Source organism: Endozoicomonas sp. PH6C (assembly GCF_059322965.1).
This window is the reverse complement of record NZ_CP185342.1, coordinates 6557531-6578545: the sequence shown is the minus strand read 5'-3', so window position 1 is coordinate 6578545 and position 21015 is coordinate 6557531. Positions and strand designations below refer to the sequence as shown.

Below are 21015 nucleotides of genomic sequence, written 5' to 3'. Positions count from 1 at the left end.
GCTACTCCTTTATTCATTGTTGTGAGCTTTGGCACTGATCAATTGCTCGATGGAGGCCAGCATTTCATGTTCCTGGAAAGGTTTACCCAGATATTCATTAACCCCCAGGCTGAAGGCTCTGGCTTTATGTTTCTCACCAGTTCTTGAGGTGATCATGATGATCGGCAAAGACTTCAGGCTGTCATCATTACGCACGGCACTGGCCACCTCATAGCCGTCCATCTTCGGCATTTCGATATCCAGAAGCATGATGTCGTAGCGGTTTTCAGCCAGTTTGGCCAGGGCTTCGATACCATCCCTCGCACTTTCAACCAAATAGCCATTACGTTCTAACAGACGGGTGGTCACTTTACGTACAGTAACCGAGTCGTCTACTACCAGAACACTTTGGATGGTTTCTGCTTCTTCATCCATCTGGCTGGCCAGTTCTACAGAGTGCTGTTCAATCCGATGTCTGCGAAGCAGTGTGACAGGGTCGATAATGATGGCAACACGACCATCACCAAGAATGGTGGCACCGTTGACACCGACCAGACCTGCGAACTGCGGGCCCAGACTTTTGGCAAAGATTTCAGTACCGCCAATGATTTCATCCACATGCAGGGCCAGATTCTTGCCGCCCCGCTCGATGATCACAACCGGGCACTGCCCGGACTGAATTCTGGGGGTTGCATCGCCCAGAATTTCACCCAGGAACATGAGCTGGTGTTCGATACCCCCATAATGCAGAGGGGTGTTGTTCTGGTAGCAGTCGATCAGGACACTGGGGTCCACTACCGTAATACCATCAATGGACTGCATGGGCAGGGCGTAAAGGTTGTCTGCAACCTGGACCATCAGAGCACGGTTTACCGACAGCGTGAAGGGTAGACGGAGCTTGAAAGAGGTTCCCTTGCCAGGCTCGCTGTCAATCTGAATACTACCACCCATCTGACGTATTTCTGTATTGACCACATCCAGACCTACACCCCGACCGGAAATCTGGGTGACAGATTCCGCAGTACTGAAGCCTGGTTCCAGGATCAGCTGAGCAATTTCCTGGTCGGTCAGCTCATCTTCCGGAGTGATCAGATGTTTTTCCAGTGCCTTGGCGTGAACAGCCCGAAGATTGATGCCCCGGCCATCATCGGCCAGTTCAATAACAATATCGGCACCATCCCGGGCAATGGCAAGCGTTAGATTGCCGGTTTCCGGTTTGCCCAGTGTCAGGCGGTCCTTAACGGAGGCTTCAATACCATGATCAATGGCATTTCGCAGCAGGTGTTCCAGTGGTGCGAGGGTCCGCTCCAGCATGGTACGGTCCATCTCACCTTCAGCATTGCTGACATTCAGGTGAATCGGCTTGTCGAGCTCAGTCGACAACTGACGGGTAATTTTTCGCAGGCGTGGCAGTAGACGACTGAATGAAACCATTCGGGCCTGCATCAACTTTTCCTGAAGCTCTATCAGCGTTCTGGACTGTTGAAGCAGCAGGGTTTCTGCATCACGATTTTTTTCCTGGATGTCTTCCTTCAGGTCCTGGAGGTCAGTCGCGGACTCAACCAGAGAGCGGGACAGCTGGGTCAGTTCTGAATACTGGTCCATTTCCAGGGGATCAAACTCAGGATTACTGCCGTACTCTTCTTCAAAGGTGGAAATAATCTGGGCCTGGGTTTCGGTATCCAGACGACGAAGCTGTTCTTTTACCCGGTCGATGGTACTGTTCATCTCCTCAAGAATGTTCCCCATGTCCTGAATCTGCTGCTCGATTCGGCCACGATGAATACTCGACTCACCGGAAAGGTTGATCAGCGATTCCACAAGCTGCGCAGGGACACGAATCATCTCAACACCTTTGAAGGTATTGGCTGCGCTGCTGGTAACCGGTGTGTTTATTCGTGTTGATGCAGGGGCAGTCTCTTGTGCGATCATTTCAGGCGCACTGGTACTACTCTCTATGGATTCAGACACTCTGGTGACGCCTGTGTTCCGATTTTCTTCATCAATAACCAGAGCATCGTCTATTACTATTTCTTCGGGCTGCTCGCAGGTCGTGTCAGACTCTTTTTTGACCTGACCCAGGTAGTCAGGGAGAGCTTCTACGTGCGCTTCAGCCGTTGCAAGAGAGGGTAGTTCTGCTTCATAGTCATGATTGAGAGTCCATTGCTCCAGCTGTTCTACCATCGGGATGACAGTATCGGGTGACTGCTGATTTTTCAGGGCAAGCAACATCTGGTCAACCTGATCATGAGCAGCCTGTAGCAGGTGTATCGGTGCTTTATCTGCAGAACTTCTGCCCGTGGCAATAGCACTGTAGATAGCTTCGATGGCATGACTGAGGTCACCCAGTTCCGGCTGGTCTGCCATTCGGGCACTGCCCTTGAGGGTATGCAGAGAGCGCTGCAGATCGGTCAGAGATGTCAGGTTTTGACGATTATTCAGCCAGTCTTCCAGAGCATGATGGCAATCTTCTGCCAGATCAGAGGCTTCTTCCAGGAACAGTTCCAGCAGTTCAAGGTCATGCTCTTCCACTTCTTCTTCTGTTTCAATGGTGAGAGCAGGTGACATCCCTGAAACTGAGGGCTTCAGAAGCAATTCTTCAACATCTTTGGCATCTTCAGCATCTTCAGCATCTTCAACAACGACAGCAACTTCAGCCTCTGGCTTAACAGCAGGTTGCTCTTCAATGGCAGGTTTTTCTGTCAGCGACTCCAGGATGATTTCTTCAACTTCAGGGTTCTCAACCACTGGCTCTGGAGACGGTGCCTCCTGAACAATCTTGTCAATTTCAATATTTTCAGGGACGGCTCCTGCCTGAATCGGTTCAGCGATGAGCAGAGCTTCCAGAGACTCCCTGAGTTCTGTGAATACTGATTGCGGTGGAACCGGGGTTTGCTGGGCCGCAATCATATTCATCATATCGACCATGGCTTCGAAGCCGTTGGACAGAGGTGCCGCAAGAACCCCGGGTAGATTGTCTTCGTACTTATCCAGATAGTTCATAACATCCAGAAGCACGTCACATAGCTCAGTCAGAGCGGTGAGTCGTGCTTCGGTTGCCCGTTCGGCCAGTGCTGTCAGTTCTTTCTGGAACATTACCAGCTCATCTCTGGGCAGAGCGATGCGCCAGGTAGAGAGGTACTCATCGGCATCCAGCAGTAAACCCAGGTCGCTGTGAGCAAACAGCCGGGTGTCCTGACCGCCAGTGTATTTTCTGTTGGTAGACTGTGCTTTATGCTGTTCGGTGATGAGCTGGGCATGAAGCGCTTCCAGCCAGGACAGGTAATTTTCAGAATCCAGTACCGGTTGTCTGGGTGACAGGGCCAGCTGTTCGAGGCCATCCTGAATGAGCTCAAGACCCTTTTCCAGCATACTGATCACCCGGTCATTGGCCGGAATCAGGTGGGCTCTGAAATCCTTGATGTTCTTTTCAAGGGCAACAATGATGCTGGCCAGCGGCGCTATTTCTGCCATCAGGGCTATGCCCTTCATGGTGTGGAGAGAGCGTTGTACCTGATCACTGATCTGGCGCTTTCCACCCTGGACTTTCACCTGCTCAACAAAGGATTGAACGACTTCCAGATGAGCTCTGGACTCGCCGAGGAATACGTTGAGCAGCTGGATGTCGTAAGCTTCCTGTCCGACAGATTGCGAAACGTCTTTCTCAACATCTACATTTATTTCTGGCTCAGATGATGGCTTGGATAGCGCATCAATAATGGCCCGCTCTGCTGCCTGTGGGACAGGTTCTTCCGCTCGTTCAAAATCGATATCCGGGTCATTGGCGATGGCGTCATCAATGGACTCTTCCTCGTCCTCAATGGTGTATGCTTCACCTCGGGACAAAGCGTCAGCCTGTTCCATGCAAACCAGAACTTCATGGGTCAGAACCTGGCTCTGCTCAGCAAAGTCGGAAATCAATCCTGGCAGCATATGGGTAACGCGGCTAACCAGATTGCTCAATTCAGGGCTGTTGTGAACGCTTCTCTCGATCAGGCGGTTTAACATGTTCTCGATGGACCAGGCCAGTTCACCCACAACGCTCGCACCCACCATACGACCACTGCCTTTCAGAGTATGAAAAGCCCTGCGGATATCTTTCAGGGTGTTCAGATCATCCTGATGATTGATCCAGGTAGTTACGTCTTCGGTCAGCTGCTTCTGAACTTCGCCAGCCTCTTCAATGAAGATGATCAGCAATTCATCGTCGATGATGTTCTCTTGTTGGTCCTCTTTGACTTCGACTTGCGGAGTGAGGGCTTGCGCCTGCTGCGGTCCAGCCAACCGTGAAGCTTCACCCGGAGCCTCTGCCTCAACGCTGCTGTTGCTAGTGAACTTGAACTGAACTACATCGTATGGACTGACTTCGACGGGTCTGTTTCTGTTGGTCAGGGTCAAAGAAGTCTTAACTTTCAGATCAGTGGTTTTTGCAGAACTTTGTTTTTCTTCCGTTGAGGGCTCTTGTACTTTATTTTCGTCCAGAGTGATGGGCATCGAGCCGTCGAGAAAGCTCTGCTCATCAATCAGCAGTTCAAGATCTGTCTCACGCAGGGCAGACAGGCTTTTGTCTGCAACATCCAGAATGGCGTCATGTTCTTTCTGATCTCTGTCACCCAACCTTTCAAGGTAGTATTCAATACTGGTCAATGCATCAGCCAGGTGTTCCAGTTCCATCTTTTCAGGTGTTTTACCGTTTTCTATCCACTCTTTCCTGATGTGATCTGAACAGGCTCCGACCAGAGCAGCGGCCCGGGTCAGAGGTGTCATGGACAAACCGCCTTGCACTTTACGGAGCAGTTCGGGTATCGGGCTCAGGAGATCCGGGTGATGATGACTGTCCACAAAATCGACGATGGCATCTTTGCCCTGCTCAAGATAGTGGCGAGCCTCTTTGACAACCGCCTGATAGACCTCTTCCAGCAGGGGTGCGCCTTCGCCTGCCTCCAGACTTTCACCTGCAGCATACCTGGATAGCGCAGTTTCAAGGTCAAGAATGGTGCCAGCAACGTCCATCAGATGCTCTTCAGCGTTCTGACCGGTATTGATCACACTCTGGATCAGTGCTTTTTTCTGCTTCAGGCGATTTTTCAGATCTTCCATGCCCAGGATGGTCAGGGTATCTGCCACCTGCTGCATGACCGGCAGCTGGTTTTCCAGAACCAGTGGATCAGGATCGGTTGAGAGAAGGTAAAGGTCCAGTGCTTCCTTGATACCTGTCAGCTCGTAGTTCAAAGCTTCAACAACAGGTTTTGTAGCATTCACGCCCGTCAGAACATCGGAAATACCTGCCTGAGCTCGTTTCAGCTCATCTTTCAGGTTATAGCGTGATTTCAGTACTCCAGTGAAACCCCCACGGCCTTCGGAAGTGGCAATGTTGTACAGCAACCCCCGGAACAGTGCATCATTTGGATGACTATTGACAAAGGGAGCGCCCTGTCTGATGAACAGACGGATCTGGCCATCCAGTTCCCTGAGCAGGTTAGCAACATGGATGTTCTGTTCGATCGACTCATTATCCAGCCCTTCAGTCAGCGCAATACTGGCTTCCCAGAGAGGAGAAAGAGGGGTGCCCCAGGAAAGGTCCTGAAGTTTGGCAAACAATTTGGCCAGAATTTTAATCTGCTGAGGTCTGTTCTGATCTCGAAGATAGCCTGCCAGTGTTAGCTGATACTTCTGTCTTATTTTTCTCAGTAACGGTGTCAGTCCGCTCCGTTCAAGGCTTTCCAGTTGTGGTGACGCAATAGGATCGATCAGCGAGCGGGTATCCGGAAAGAAAAAAGTAGCTTCCGGGAGAGGATCTTCACCTCGCAGACGTCTTAGTTCATTGATCAGTGGCAGAAGTGTCAAGGGACGATCAACGCCACTGTTCAGAGTTTGTTGAATGTAACCTGTCAGCTGCAGAGTGGCCTGCATCAGGACTTCCAGAGCCATTCTGACATCAGGCACTCGCTCACTGATCAGGGCCTCGGACAGTTTGCTCATTTCCAGACTCAAGTGGGTTGCGCCTACATGCTGCAACATTTTGAGTGTGCCATGAACCTGACTGAATGCGCTCTGCCCGGCATTGATGTGGGCTGGGTTACCTGGCTCTTGCTGGTAATTTTCCAATGCCTGGCCAGCTTCAATGAGCGTCTGCTCAATCTCTTCCTTAACCCAGTCCAGGCCTGCATAATCCTGTTGTTCAGCCATTGCCGGCCCCCGCTATTCCGTGCCAGCAACCTGGGCTGCTGGAATAAAAATACTCATCAAACGGTGATTTCGTCTTCTTGCGCTCTAGTCACTGCTTCATTTTCTGCTACCGAAGGCAGGCGGAAGCCGGATACAGACTGACGCATTTCCAGAGCCATTTCTGCCAGGTTGCCTACTGAACCGGCTGTTGCTGTGGTACTGGAAGCTGTATGGGTGGTGATGTCCCGGATGGTGGTCATACGCAGGGCTATCTGTTCTGCTGAGCCTGTCTGCTTCTTCGCTGTGTCGGAAATGTTCCGGATCAGGTCGGCGAGGTTACTGGATACTCTCTCAATTTCTTCCAGGGCAACACCCGCATCCTGTGCCAGTCTGGCACCGTTTACCACCTCGGAAGTGGTTTGTTCCATGGAAATAACGGCTTCGTTGGTATCGGTCTGGATGGCCGATACCAGTGCTTCAATCTGCCTGGTCGCGCCGGATACTCGTTCCGCAAGACGCTGTACTTCATCCGCTACCACCGCGAAGCCCCGACCGGCTTCTCCCGCCATGGAGGCCTGGATGGCGGCGTTCAGGGACAGAATGTTGGTCTGGTCTGCGATATCGTTGATCAGGGCAATGATGTCACCGATTTCCTGGGAAGACTCACCCAGCCGCTTGATACGCTTGGAGGTGTCCTGAATCTGTTCGCGGATAGTATCCATGCCCTCGATGGTATTACGAACCACCTGACCACCGCTGGTGGCAATTTCTACTGATTTTTCCGCTACATTGGCTGACTCGGAAGCGTTCTCGGATACCATGGTCATTGATTTGGTCATGTCATTGACCGCCTGACTGGCATAGTTTATTTCCTCTGCCTGATGCCCTGCTGCTTCAGCCAGTTGTTTCGCGGTACTCTGTGTTTCCTGAGCTGAGGTATCTACTTCCACCGCCGTTTCGTTGATGGTTTTAACCAATGCCCGTAGCTGTTCAATAGAGAGGTTAATGGAGTCAGCGATGATACCGGTAAAGTCTTCGGTTACTGTCGCCTGTACTGTCAGGTCACCGTCCGCAAGGCCATCCATTTCATCGAGCAGTCGCTGGATTGCAGCCTGGTTGGCTTCGTTCCGGGCTGCAGTTTCAGCCAGACGCCTGCGGGTGTCTCTTACGATGGCCATGGCGATTATCAGCACAGAGAGCAGGGCAACGACACCGGCAATACTGATGACCGTGTTGTTGATCAGGCGCTGGTCAGTCAGACTCTCGAAAGTGTCCACGAGAATAGAAGTCTGTTGCAGCAGTTGCTGGGAGTCTGTGAAAATCTGGTCAGAAGCGGCACGCACCTGGAACAGTTCCGGGGAGGTCTCCAGAATCTCGTCAACACTGCCTTCTACAAATCCGAACAGGTCGGAGATTTCGGCCAGACGATCAGTGGCTTCTTCATCGGTGACCTGACTGATACGCATGGCCAGGTTACCTTCCAGCATACCGTTCAGTACCCGACCAAACAGCTTGGCGTCACGACCAAAGCTGTCTGCAGCCATGATGGAGTCTTCACCCCCTTCCAGTACTTTTGAGACACTTCGAATAATACGTTCTGCGAGCCATGGCTGACGCTGTGCCAGTGCGATCTGCTCATTGGGAGCATTGCTCTCGAGGAGAATCTCTACCACCTCATCATACTCAACCTGCAGCTGGGGAATAGTTTCACCCAGTGTTTTTGCCACTTCGTGCAAAGCTAACACGGTTTCTTCTGCAGCCAGAATGTTATCTGCCTCTATTTTCAGTTCAGACCAGGCAGCGTCCAGTGTTTCGATCCGTGCTTTAGCGATACTGTCACCGGGGCTGAGAAATGGAGCAACAGAAAGCCTGGTGTCTTTCAGGGAGCTAAAACGTGCATCGAACTCATTGCGTGCTTCACGCAACAGGACGAAAGCTTCTTCTTTACCGGCCGATGCCTCGGTGGCACTGGTCGCAATACGCTGAGAGAGTACCCGGAGCTCACCGGCGTCAGTCAGGTGCTGTTGATCAAGTTCACTTTGCTGGCTGAGATAAATAAATGAGCCGGTGATTACGGAAAGAGAGACTATTAACAGGATAATCGAGGCCAGAATGGCTCGGCTTGCCCCTGCTCCCTGGGCTTTGGTTGCGGTATTGCCTTTCATTATTGTGGTCCCCGGTGACTTCTTCGGAATGCTCGCTTTTTGGATTGTTTTTATTCGAATACTTTTTATCGTTTGACCCCTTTCGTCACCTGTGGTGAAGAAAGACGGTTCCTGTCACTTATCCAGCATGAAGCTGATTACGCTATGGCTGCTTTCAGAAAGCGGGGATCATTCACCAACCGCTGTGTGTTGAATACCATGTAATCTTTTTCTTGCTGGTAATGACCAACGGTAAACGGTTTAACTTCGTCAAACAGATAGTCAGGTACTGCATCAGTGAACTGGCTGGTGGAAAAATGCACCATACCCTGCACCTCATCAACGATGAGACCAACTGATACTTCCCCCTGCTCGACAATCATAATCCGGTTGGCCGATTTACCGCTGTCTCTGGCCTGACCCAGAAACTCTCCCAGATCTATGATCGGAATTAAACGTCCACGTACGTTTGAAATGCCCTTTGCCCAAGGTTGAACTCCCGGCAGGGGTGTAGTGGATGGAACGGGCAGAATGGCCGTTACCTCACCAACCTGCAGTGCAAATTGCTGGTTATTCAGTGTGAAGCCAAGACCACTCCAGGACTCAACCTGTGTTTGCTTTTCAGGAAGCTCAAAAGCATGTTTGCTGATCCTGGCATCCAGCTCTACCAGTGCCTCAAAGGGGCTTGTTTGGGAGGTATTCATGCAAGTTTGGTTTCCAGAACATTACCCAGTGTTTTGAGCAGTGTTGCTTCACGGATAGGCTTGGTCAGATAATCCTTTGCGCCTTGCCTGATTCCCCAGACCCTGTCGGTTTCCTGATCTTTGGTGGTGACAATCACGACCGGAATATGGGAAGTATTGTTATCTTTAGACAGTTGACGTGTAGCCTGAAAACCATTCAGACCAGGCATGACAATATCCATTAACACAGCATCGGGATGTTCGGCCCGGCACAGTGCTACACCGTCGGCACCGTTTTCTGCAGTCAGCACACTGTGTCCGTGTTTTTCGAGCATGGCTTTCAATTGGAACAACTCAGTGGGTGAGTCATCAACAATGAGAATGTTTGCCATTATTTTCCCCTGTTACTGTTTTTGCCCAAATCCTCAGGGCCAAGCTTTTTTCATTGTTATTAGCCGTTCTTTTTTACCATGGAAATACCGAATGTTCTTCGTTGCAATCTGGGTATTTCCCTGTGCTGGCTGCAGACTGTTTCTGTTTCGAAATAATCAGGTTCCTGCCAGAACCAGTGGTTAGAAGGCACAGTACATGTTTATAACAGATTTTTTTAACATTTTTTACTACGAAAATGCAGCTCACGAGGACTTTGTTGCCTTATTAATTCTCTGCACGGAGCCGCATCAAGGCTCAGGGCTGTTTTTATCAATCATTGACTGGACAGAAATGTCTGATAGTACCCAGTAGTTCATCTTTGCTGAAAGGTTTGGTCAGGTAATGATCGGACCCGGCCACACGGCCTTTCGCCCGGTCAAATAGTCCGTCCTTACTCGATAGCATGATGACAGGGGTTTCCCGGTATGAATGATTGTTCTTGATCAGTGTGCAAGTCTGGTAGCCATCCAGGCGTGGCATCATGATATCAACGAAAATAATGTTGGGCTGGTTTTCAGCAATTTTTGCCAGGGCATCAAAACCATCAGTGGCTGTTACCACTTTACAGCCTTCTTTTGTCAACAACGTTTCTGCGGTTCTGCGAATGGTTTTACTGTCGTCTATCACCATGACTTTCAGTTGCTCAAGACTGACATCCCGCTTCTTATGACTTGCCGGTGATGCAGCGTTTGACTCATAGCTGTTCATGCTTCTGTCCATATACACTCTGATCACCCGAACCCTGATCCTTTGGCTTCAGATGCTTTTATTTTTATTTACCATGAAAATGCTGATCGGATGTCAGTCTTTCCGCTCATGGCAGTTTTTTTGCACCCTTCTCAATCCTGATTGAGAAGAAGAGTATTGATGACTCAAAATTTTTGAACTTTTTTATGTCCATTCTGAAAGGAATTTATTTCATTCAGACTTTCCCATCTTTTAACACAATTTGCCGGTGAATAGCCAGACGGCGAGTGGCTTAATAGCCTGACAAACGGGGGGGAATTCACTAAAGCCAACTCCTTACAAGCCGATGTATTGGGACATCGTTCAACTGAACTGTCTGGCGGAGGGGGATGCTTATGAAATTCAGTCCGATATCGTCTTTGAGGCAGGTGCACCTGCTTCGCCTACCCCGTTTATGCCTGTTGGGCATGTCTCTGGCCGGTAGTGTTTTATTCAGCAGTCTTTCAATGGCAGAGACCCTGAGTGAGGTGATCAATAAGGCTCTGGTCAGCCACCCTCAGGCTCAGGCTGGCTTGAGTCGGTACCGGGCCGCTATTGAAAATATTGATGTAGCCTGGGGAGGCTGGTGGCCTTCTGTCGATGTCACCACAGGGATTGGTAAGCAGAAAAAAGATTATCCAAAAGAAATCACTAGCGACCAGGATGGTGTTACCTTCAACAGGCGAGAGGCCTCTTTTTCTATTAGCCAGAATCTGTTTTCCGGATTTAATACCAGCCGCAGTGTTGACCGGGCTCGACATAGTGCTGCTGCAGAATACCTGCGTCTGAGGAATACTCTGCAGGATCTGACTCTGGACATCACCGATGTCTACCTGAAGGTTCTGGAAAGAAGGGATATGGTGCAGCTGGCCGAAGAGAATCTGGAACTCCACAATTCCATTCTCAAGCAGATCGCCCAGCGCAGCCGTCAGGGTGTTGCCAGAAGTTCAGACCTGAACCAGGTTGAGGGAAGGGTAGCAAGAGCGACTGTGAATGTGATAAATGCCCGCAATAATCTCATGGATGCCGAGAGCGAATATTACAGTCTGGTAGGCGCCATGCCAGGCGATCTGAAGCAGCCAGACACCTACGAGCTGGCTGTTTATGAAAGTTTTGATGAGGCTCTTCAGGCCAGCGTCAAAAGGCATCCGGGCATCCTGGCGACGGAGAAGGACATCAAGGCTTCCGAGTCAGAGGAATCTGCGACTGACAGCAGCTTTTTTCCATCATTGGATATCAATATTGATAAGAGCTGGAAACATAATGCAGATGGTCAGCTGGGCACTCACGCAGATACAACGGCTGTACTGAAGCTCAGTTATAACCTTTTTCGTGGCGGTTCTGACAGGGCCCGTTCCAAAGAAAGCGCCTACAGGACCCAAGAGAGCAGGGCCCAACGGGACAGGATGCTGAGGAATGCCGAAGAAACCTTGAGGTTGGCCTGGTCTGCCCGTGAGTTTATTGGCGAGCAGATGGAGCACCTTCGTCTCCATGAAGCATCCAGCAAAAAAACCGTTAAGGCTTACCAGGAGCAGTTCAATATCGGTAAACGAACTCTTTTAGATTTATTGGACAGCGAAAATGAACTTTTCCAGTCCAGCCGCAGTTTGACCAGCGCAGTCTATCAGGAGCTTTTCGCACGATTCCGGATTGTTGCTGCTACCGGTGAGCTTCTCGATAATCTGGAGATTATCCTCCCCGCAGACTGGCAAGAGCAGGATTAACCCTTTCAGTTTGCTGCACCGGAGCGAGCCATTGCTCTGGTGCTGATTTGATCTAATCTCTCCAAGTCGTGATTATACTAATCAAACTTTCCCACTCGTGAAATCTTCTACTAGCCTTACTGGGGAAAATAAACAGGTCTGCTCAACTGGTAAAAGCGGTTCCAGAGGATCATTCAATGAAAATACTTGCTGTAACGGCCTGCCCAACCGGTATTGCTCATACCTATATGGCTGCCGAAAAACTCACCGAAGCTGCACTCAATCAGGGACATGAGATCAAGGTAGAAACCCAGGGGGCTATGGGCATTGAGAACGAAATCACGCCTCAGGATGTAGAAGAGGCTGACGTCGCACTTCTGGCAGTGGATATTACGGTGGATGGTGAGGATCGTTTCAGGGATCTCAGGATCATCAAGGTGCCTGTATCAGAAGCGATCAGGAACCCGGAAGCGGTGATGGCACAATTGGGTCAGGGGTAAAGCGCGGTCAGTACTCGTCCTCAAGGTCATCCTGATTGTCCCAATCATAGAAGTTCTTCAGATGCTCATAATTGAGCATCCACTCCCTCTGTTGCGAGTACTCACCGGCAGCAGTGGGAGCGGCGGGGGGGATGACTTTACCAATAAATTCCAGAGGTTCTCCCTCTTGATAGACCTGAAAATCAGTGACTTCCCCTTGGTCTTTGAGGCCTTGTAACCAGTAATGACAGAGGTCAGCCAGGTCGATTGAGATATCAGTTGCCTGATCCAGCCGATTTTTTTCGAATATCAACTGTTTGAGCATCTGATAAATCTCAAGATCCTCTACTGCTATCTGTTTATTAAACCGGCTCATTTCAAGCCTCTCAATATCCCGGACTATTGAGGCTGGAAGACTGTTGGTGAGCCCTGCTTCGGACTGTTCGAAGCCGATATGAAGACGGGGCTGATGGCTGCCAGTGACGTCCATGGCAACTACTTCGGCAACTTTCGGGTGCACATCTTCAAAATCAGTCAGCAGCTTTTGACAACGTTCTCTCTCTGTATCACTGCCGTTGCCTTTGAGGAGCTTAGTGGTATTTGGCGAGGTAGCAGCGAGTCCCACCTGATAGGCATAGATGGCTTCTGTGGGAAACTCCTGGGCTGCAGGATGCTCATACTTTCGCATCAAATTCATGAGTATGGGGAACAACATCGCTTTTCTTGCTGAATGTGCCAAGCTCTGGCGGTTGTCGTTTTGTCCCGGTAATAAAGCCGGAGTCCCGACAGAAGCTTCTTCCATGAGCGGGTCGTCCACCCTTAACAGAACGGCCATATCTCCCTTTGCGTCAAAATCTCTGGCGGGAGTGCCCTCTTGATAAAGTTCTTCTTGATAGTACTTAAGCGTTGCGATCACCGGGTCATTGATCGGAGTCGCCAGATCCGGCTGTGGGTCTTCTTTCAAAGACGCAAGTTTCAGTTTAGAGGTCAACGGGTCAAACAGAAGTTTCTCACTATGGTCATCTGTCTCCGAAAGATGTTGTGGCACTGCATACATACCAGGCCTGTGGCTATCAGGTCTGGAAAACTCTGGTGATTTCTCCAGCAAGGTTGGTTCAATGCGAATACCTCTTCCTTTCAAATTTGGTTGAGGTAAGGGAAGCCCCATGTCCAGCAAAGTTTGCCCGCTGCTTTCCAGTTCCCTTTTTGCTTCGGCGAGGTCCTTTTGCAGAGCGGCTTTTTTTTCTGAGGTGTAATACTGGCTGACTTCCGTAAACGTCTTTGCCAGTGATTCCCTGATTACTCTTGCAGTCTGAGGATCTCCCATGTTCTCGTCGGCAGGGATAATATTGGTCATCTTGCCATTACTGCCAACGTGAATGATCAGAAGAGGAGTCTCGCTACCGTCAGGGATGCCTGAAGCAATCTGTTGGCTCAAGCTGGCTGCAGATCTGGCCAGCGTTGCGCGGGTTTCAAGAGCTTCTACCCTGAAACTTTGCTGAATGAAATGCTTTTCGGCTTCTTCCGGGGTTGTCGGAGAAGGAGTGGCAGGCCCGGGCCTGGTGTTGGGAACAGGTGCGGTTTTTGCTGTTTTTCGCTGTCCCAGAGACGTTTGCGGCAGATGACTCTCTCCCCTGGGAAGCACAGGCCTGGTTTCATCACCTGGTTGACTGCCCGGCCCATTGGGTGGCTCTGAGCCATGAACGGGAGGCTTATGGGGATGGGAAGGAGGTATGCTCATAGTATGTTTCCGTTGAAAACCGGTCAGAGGCCATATTCGTATTGGACTTCCCTGATCGTATTGCGATCAGGACTGATTACATCAAAGTAATCTCTAATACCCTCTCGAATGGCATCTGCTACTTCCTCCTCACTGGCTTCAGGGTGACGATAAATATCGTCAACAAATACGCCGGTGCGAAGAACAGGTAGGGTGGGGTGACCTTCCCGGGCTGCCCAGTGGTTGTATTTGTCCTGTGTAGTAACAAGATTTTTAGCGGTTAGCCGGACACTTTGGAGAAAGTGATCTTTGTTATCAAAATGGACACTAGAACCGTTCGGAGGCACCACATAAATCATGGCGCGGTTCTTCCTGATACCGACCGGACAGTGCTCATCCTTGAAAACGTTGACAAGGACAGTCCCCTGATTTTCCCGTTCGTCGGTGACGAAACCATACATGGCTGCCAGAGGCGTACCATCAGTGAACTCTTTGTTAGAAAAGACAATTTCCGAGAGTCTTTCGCCGTCTTCAATTTCTGAGCGTCCTTCGCCCTCTTCAATTTCTGGGTGTCCTTTATTCACTTCTCCTTTATTCACTTCACCCTCCGGTTTTGCCAAAAAGCCCTGCTGAGCCTTTCTTATGGCTTTTTGCTGGGCAGAGGTGAAAAATTCTCGAAACCGGGCATTTATTCCGTCGGCTTCTTCTCCAAATAGTGAGTCGATAGAACCTGCGTTCACAGAGGCGATATTCCCTGTTTGCCCGTGATCAGCCTCAGTCTCCCTCGTCAGGTAGATATCTGAAAAGTCACCTCCCAGGTTCACGGGTAGCTGGCGCTCTAAGGGCCTGACAAAAATGCTAAGCGGTTCGTTAGGTCCAGTTGGCCTGATGCGGGTGTCTTCATCAGGAATGTCAAAAGGCATAAACGGTCTGGTTGTGGAAGGGGGCATGCGTTTGGAATCATCTTTTGGAATCAAAAGAAACTGACCTTCAGCCGATTGTTTGCCGTCGGGTTCGCCGGGGTTAATTGGTCTTGTCGGAGCTCGCGCGGTGAACTGGTTTTCGTCAATGACCAGTGTGATTTTTGGGATTGGGGGAGTAGGTGCAGTGCCACCGTTCTCTTCGATGTCTCTGCTGATATGAATCAGTTTTTCTTCGGTGTTTTCTATCTGTTTTCTGAGTGCAAGTTTCTCTTCGGGACCATTCTTCTGGTCAATCACTGTGAGTTTTTTCTGCAGTGACTCCCTGAGTTTGATGGCTTTTTCCGAGTCGGGTGGCAGCTCAGGGTCTGGCGGTAAAACGGAGGTCATTTTGCCATCTTTTACGTAAACAATTTCAAAAGGCAGGTTATCCTGAAACCGTGATGGATCATGAAGGTGATTTTTCAGGTCAGAGATGTAGTCCAGAAAATCGCGCTGGGCCTGAAAGCAAAGAATCTGATTGAACTGTTCATGGTATTCACTCTCCAGCCCGTTTAACAGACTGAGCCGGGGCGTGGCGAACATCGGTAGCATTTTGCGTCTGCTGATCGGGGTATCAGGTGCTTCACTGTGACCACCGGGGAGTGCATTGGGTTTTGTGTGCGGTGTGATCTCTCCTGTGCCTGACGAGGAGGGAATTTGAGACTCGGGCACAAACGGGATAGATCCCGGACGCTGCGAAGGAGGTATATTTCCGCTACCAGTTGACATAGCTTATTCCCGAATTAGTTGACCTTAAAATGCTTTTCTGTACTCACGAGTGTTTAACTTATTGCTTTGTTATCGGTCGGTAGAAGCAACAAATGAGATAGGGAGATGAAATCGCTATAATGTCGGGCTAAATGAACCCGGCAATGCTCGCAGTCTCCTATATCAGAGGCTGGCAGCACAGGCTGGAAAGGCGGTCAGTTATTCCCGATCGGGCACCGGAGCTGACCAGTCAGGAGCGAAAGCAACCGATAGAGCCGTTGATGAGTAAACAAGATACAGCCTTGAACCAGAAAGAAGCCGTGAGCCAAAAAGACTGTGCTCAGCGATTTATATTTGAGAATGCCGACCTTCGCGGAGAGATTGTCTCTCTTGACAGCAGTCTGACAGAGTCTCTGGCAGCCCATGACTACCCGGTAAATGTCAAGGCGTTGCTGGGAGAGCTGGTGGCTGCTGCCGTCCTGCTCAGCTCGACCCTCAAGTTTGAAGGTATTCTGAGCCTGCAGGCCAAGGGTGATGGTCCCCTGTCGTTGTTGATGGTTGAGTGTACCGATCAGAAAACTTTCCGTGCTCTGGCGCGCTGGGACGAAGAGAATACCGACAAGCTGACCGCAAAAGGCCTGTCAGGTCTTCTGGGGAATGGTCAGCTGGTAATGACCATTGATCCTCACAAAGGTAATCGTTATCAGGGCATTGTGCCTCTGCATCATGAAACCCTTGCAGAAGGTCTGAATGCCTATTTCAAACAATCCGAACAACTGCCAACCCGTTTCTGGTTGGCCAGTAATGGTGATCAGGGAGCAGGTATTCTGTTGCAGGCTTTGCCAGCCAGTATTGAGCAGGAAGAAGATGAGCGTCAGGAATCCTGGCGTCGTATGGTCATGCTGGTGGATACGGCAACCGAAGCAGAGATGCTCGAGCTGGAACACGAGACTCTTTTGCTCAGACTGTTTCATGAAGAAGAAGTACGGGTTTTCGATCGTCAAGCGGTGACCTTCAGCTGCAACTGTTCACGTCCTCGCAGTGCAAAAATACTGGCCAGTCTGGGTCAGGAAGAAGCTGAGTCCATGGTAGCGGATCTCGGAAAGATCGAGATGGGTTGCCAGTTCTGTAGTCAGACTTATACTTTTACGGTACAGGATGTGGCTGAGATCTTCCGGGGTAATGAACCCAAGACGCACTGAATGGCCTCGCAGCTTTTGCGAATCCTCGCTTTGGCCGGAGAACTTCCGGCCAAATCCTCACTCCATTGAACTCAGACAATCAAACTTTAACAGAGAAACAGGCTATTTAAGCGTTTATCTGAACCAATATATCCCCTATCATAGGTGCCCCTTCATCGGTTATCATAGAATCACAAATGCAAACATAACAACTTTTTTTGAAGCTTGGGAGAGCTCTTAATGGCAGAAGTTAGCGCAAATGTTGAGCTGAACAAAGAAGCTCTGGCCAGTCTTGGTATCAGAGACGTGGCGGACATTGTTTACAACCCGTCCTACGAGCTTCTATTTGAAGAGGAGACACGTCCTGAGCTGGAAGGTTATGAGAAAGGCGTGGTAACCGAATTGGGGGCTGTTTCTGTGGACACGGGCATTTTTACCGGCCGTTCCCCTAAAGATAAGTACATAGTAAAAGATGATACGACCCGCGATACTCTGTGGTGGTCTGACCAGGGTAAAAATGACAACAAGGCGATCACCCAGAGCGTCTGGACTGATCTGAAAGGCCTTGTGACCCAGCAGTTATCCGGCAAGCGTCTGTTCGTGATCGACGGTTTCTGTGGTGCCAACGAAGAAACCCGCCTGAGTGTCCGTTTCATCACTGAAGTAGCCTGGCAGGCACACTTCGTTAAGAACATGTTTATTCGTCCTTCGCAAGGAGAGCTGGAAGGTTTCGAACCTGACTTCGTGGTCATGAATGGTGCCAGGTGCACCAATCCAAACTGGCAGGAGCAGGGCCTGAACTCTGAGAACTTCGTAGCCTTTAACCTGACTGAGCGGGTTCAGATTATCGGTGGTACCTGGTACGGTGGCGAGATGAAAAAAGGTATGTTCTCCATTATGAACTACCTGCTGCCACTTAAAGGTATGGCTTCCATGCACTGCTCAGCAAATGTTGGTAAAGACGGCGATGTTGCAATATTCTTCGGCCTGTCCGGCACCGGTAAAACCACCCTGTCTGCTGATCCAAAGCGAGCGTTGGTAGGTGATGATGAGCATGGCTGGGATGACGATGGAGTCTTCAATTTTGAAGGTGGTTGCTACGCCAAGACCATCAATCTGAGTAAGGAAAACGAGCCGGACATCTTCAACGCTATTCGTCGTGATGCGCTGCTTGAGAATGTGACGGTCCTTGAAGACGGTACGATTGATTTTGCCGATGGCTCCAAGACGGAAAACACCCGTGTCTCCTATCCGATTGAACACATTGAAAACATTGTTAAACCTGTCTCAAAAGCAGGTCATGCGAGCAAAGTGATCTTCCTGACGGCTGATGCGTTCGGTGTGCTGCCTCCGGTATCCAGACTGACACCAGAGCAGACCAAGTATCATTTCCTGTCTGGTTTTACAGCCAAGCTGGCCGGTACTGAGCGTGGCATTACTGAGCCAACGCCAACCTTTTCTGCGTGCTTTGGGGCAGCTTTTCTAACCCTGCATCCGACCCGATACGCTCAAGAGCTGGTTAAAAAGATGGAAGCTAATGGTGCCAAGGCTTATCTGGTTAACACCGGTTGGAATGGCACTGGCAAACGTATCTCCATCAAGGCTACCCGTGCCATCATCGATGCCATCATTGATGGCAGCATTGATGAAGCAGAAACAGTGACAGTTCCTTACTTTGGTCTGCAAGTTCCAACTCAGGTTGAAGGGGTGGAAGATGGCATCCTGAATCCTCAGGATACCTATGAAAACAAGGCGGATTGGGATAATAAGGCCCGTGATCTTGCTGATCGCTTTATCACCAACTTCAACAAGTTTACTGATACCGACGAGGGCAAGGCTCTGATCGCCGCTGGCCCGTCACTGGACTGATGCAAATAAAAACTGTCGTTCAATAGGTGTTGTAAATGCTATTGTCCGGCAGTTTTTTTATGCGCGCAGTTTTTCCATAAAAAGGAAAACAGCCCGATGCTATCCGTTATTTTACCTTTCGGAATCATCAATTGGCTGACTATTGGTGAAAGACAGTGATAGGGTAGTTAACCTTTCTCAGGCTAATGAGTCTGGCGATAAAGCCATAATAAAAAAACAAGATTCACCCCGATCTTGTAATAATTCCATCCATTTACTGGAAATTTGATGATTTAGTGCCATCCTGTTGATCTGCTTTTAGTGCAATCTGAGAGAAGCGATTTTTTAACATCACTGGTATGAATACATGCTCTTGATGTAGTTTCTCGATGTCTATTGCATGTTGTTTACACAAGTCAGGCTGCAAGTAATATTTGCATTGCTTAGCGAGTTTTACTGAGCTTGTAAAAATTTAATATGGTCATTAACTGATAGAGTTTTGTTTTATGTTAAAAAAAAGAACTTTGTCTAACGTAGTCCATTTTCTTATATTGCTTCTTGTTTTTTTAATATCGGCAGCAGGCCACTGTGATGAGACTTATCACATGTTTTCCCAGCCTTATGCCCCCCCGTTGATCAATGAGCTGAGGCCACTCCCACCCAATGTTTTGAGCATGATGCTTAATTTTCATGGAATACAGGGCAAGAGTGTAGTGTCGGTGGATTTATCTGGCCATGAGCCTTCAATAAGCTATGAAAAGTTCATGCGCTGGGTAGATACATTTTTCTTATCCGGCCGCTTCAAGGATTATTCCTGGATAGTCAGGCCAGTGACTGATGGGGCTGGCACATCAAAAGAGTCATCAGAGACTGTGCCCAGCAATAGTAATGAGGTGGAAAATGGTGGCCATTCAGAAACACAGCAGTCAGCAGCAGATCCAGACACTCAGCAGTCAGCAGCAGATCCAGACACTCAGCAGTCAGCAGCGGATCCAGACACTCAGCAGTCAGCAGCGGATTCGGGCACTCAGCAGATAGCAGCAGATTCAGACACTCAACAGCCAACGACGGAAAATGAGTCTGTTGTAGACGAAGCTCCTGTTGCTAAGAGAAAAAACGTCAGCAAGCGACGTAACAAAAAAGCGGTTAAAAATTCAGCTAACACTCCCGAGGTTGAGTTGAGGCTACAGGCACTCAAAGTTGAGGCAGCTTTTCAGGGAATAACATGGGAAGAGGTTACCACAGATCATATACCTGAAAATTGTCCTTTGATCGTATGGATGATAATGCATGAAGTTGATGATGCACTAAGGTCTATCCCGAGCTCTGACGAAGCCAATGAGGACTTCTCCGAAATGCTGGCAAAGTTCGACCCGGCATTAGAGCTGGTATTGAGAGCAATGTTGGAGGTAACTGAAGGCAGCAGAATAGCAAAACTCGCCAAGCTCTGGATCAAACATGGGCTCATAAAAAACAACAATCATTTGGATGTTGAAAGTTGGCTGCTCAAGGAAAAGGATTTGTCTTATTTTAACTTTGAAATTGAGGATGTATCTCTGTTTTACGAAAATCGTTTAAGATCATGGGGAAAGGACTACATGATTCACAACGGGGTAACATCTAAACAATTGTATGCTAATAAGTTGAACAAAAAAGATTTCCGTTCGCAGGTATTATGGAACCTTCTTTTTCACTTTAGCGAAATAGAAGGATACATAGAGAATAAATCCCTAGCTGAATTTAAAGTGTTCGAGAACACTATCCTGTCTGTTTTAGATGATTTGTTCCGAGAGACCAACAATATGAAGCACACTGAATTGGCTCTGATGGTATTATGGCTCGACATGGAAATTGACAGATGCAATATCGATTTTAATTGGAGGGATAAACTCTGTGAACTCAGGATAGACAGAAGTAGTGCTGCAGGCTTGAAGCGTCGGCAAAAAAAATCACTATCCAGCCATGCTGCCAAAAAGCGTAAATCAGAGGATGATGATAAAGATAAAGGAGAGGTAAAACGCAAGCGTTCTAAAGACACGGATGAAAACCCTGTTTCAACCAAGTCAGGGCGTAAAGTCGTTGTTCCAGTGCGATTCAAGGAATAGATTTGCACAGAAGTTAAGGCTGCCTCTTTCACAAACAGACAAAGAAGGATTAAGATAACGCTGGTCGTTTTATCACTAACTTCAGCAAGTCTACTGATACCAAAGAAGGCAAGGTCCTGTACGCTGAAGACCTGCCGCTGGACTGATGTAAAAAACTGTCGTTCAATAGGTGCTTTG

General features: G+C 49.2%; 12 protein-coding genes. 5 read left to right on the top strand and 7 right to left on the bottom strand.

The features are described from left to right. Positions 1-9: 9 nt before the first annotated feature. The 5 genes from ACOMG9_RS23285 to ACOMG9_RS23265 form a co-directional block, all read right to left on the bottom strand. Positions 10-6168 (bottom strand): FimL-related protein, encoded by a 6159-nt coding sequence (locus ACOMG9_RS23285; protein WP_494529509.1) that lies wholly within the window; start codon positions 6166-6168, stop codon positions 10-12. Between the two features lie 56 nt (positions 6169-6224). Continuing rightward, positions 6225-8312, bottom strand: a complete 2088-nt coding sequence (locus tag ACOMG9_RS23280; RefSeq protein ID WP_494529508.1) for a methyl-accepting chemotaxis protein — start codon at positions 8310-8312, stop codon at positions 6225-6227. A gap of 137 nt (positions 8313-8449) precedes the next feature. Continuing rightward, the gene (locus ACOMG9_RS23275; RefSeq protein WP_494529507.1) at positions 8450-8995 is read right to left on the bottom strand and encodes a chemotaxis protein CheW; all 546 of its coding nucleotides are present in this window, start codon (positions 8993-8995) and stop codon (positions 8450-8452) included. Continuing rightward, positions 8992-9366 (bottom strand): twitching motility response regulator PilH, encoded by a 375-nt coding sequence (pilH, locus tag ACOMG9_RS23270; RefSeq protein WP_422135812.1) that lies wholly within the window; start codon positions 9364-9366, stop codon positions 8992-8994. Before pilH ends, ACOMG9_RS23275 begins: the two co-directional genes overlap by 4 nt. A 310-nt stretch (positions 9367-9676) precedes the next feature. After that, the gene (locus ACOMG9_RS23265) at positions 9677-10114 is read right to left on the bottom strand and encodes a response regulator (protein ID WP_448218777.1); all 438 of its coding nucleotides are present in this window, start codon (positions 10112-10114) and stop codon (positions 9677-9679) included. A gap of 485 nt (positions 10115-10599) precedes the next feature. Between ACOMG9_RS23265 and ACOMG9_RS23260 the strand changes: the two genes are divergently transcribed. Both ACOMG9_RS23260 and ACOMG9_RS23255 read left to right on the top strand, forming a co-directional pair. Further along, positions 10600-11856, top strand: coding sequence for a TolC family outer membrane protein (locus ACOMG9_RS23260; protein WP_494529506.1), 1257 nt, complete (start codon positions 10600-10602; stop codon positions 11854-11856). Between the two features lie 176 nt (positions 11857-12032). Beyond that, the gene (locus ACOMG9_RS23255; protein WP_422135810.1) at positions 12033-12335 is read left to right on the top strand and encodes a PTS fructose transporter subunit IIB; all 303 of its coding nucleotides are present in this window, start codon (positions 12033-12035) and stop codon (positions 12333-12335) included. A 7-nt stretch (positions 12336-12342) separates the two neighbouring features. On the opposite strand, the gene ACOMG9_RS23250 is transcribed toward ACOMG9_RS23255, so the two are convergent. Beyond that, positions 12343-14055, bottom strand: coding sequence for a hypothetical protein (locus ACOMG9_RS23250; RefSeq protein WP_494529505.1), 1713 nt, complete (start codon positions 14053-14055; stop codon positions 12343-12345). 23 nt (positions 14056-14078) lie between these two features. After that, positions 14079-15725, bottom strand: a complete 1647-nt coding sequence (locus tag ACOMG9_RS23245) for a hypothetical protein (RefSeq protein WP_494529504.1) — start codon at positions 15723-15725, stop codon at positions 14079-14081. 143 nt (positions 15726-15868) lie between these two features. Between ACOMG9_RS23245 and hslO the strand changes: the two genes are divergently transcribed. The 3 genes from hslO to ACOMG9_RS23230 all read left to right on the top strand — a co-directional run bounded on the left by hslO (position 15869) and on the right by ACOMG9_RS23230 (position 20838). Continuing rightward, complete coding sequence (hslO, locus tag ACOMG9_RS23240; RefSeq protein ID WP_494529503.1) at positions 15869-16906, top strand: Hsp33 family molecular chaperone HslO; 1038 nt, start codon at positions 15869-15871, stop codon at positions 16904-16906. A 219-nt stretch (positions 16907-17125) separates the two neighbouring features. Next, positions 17126-18754, top strand: coding sequence for a phosphoenolpyruvate carboxykinase (ATP) (gene pckA / locus ACOMG9_RS23235; protein WP_448218782.1), 1629 nt, complete (start codon positions 17126-17128; stop codon positions 18752-18754). A 584-nt stretch (positions 18755-19338) separates the two neighbouring features. Further along, positions 19339-20838 (top strand): hypothetical protein, encoded by a 1500-nt coding sequence (locus ACOMG9_RS23230; RefSeq protein ID WP_448218783.1) that lies wholly within the window; start codon positions 19339-19341, stop codon positions 20836-20838. The last annotated feature ends 177 nt before the right edge of the window (positions 20839-21015 follow it).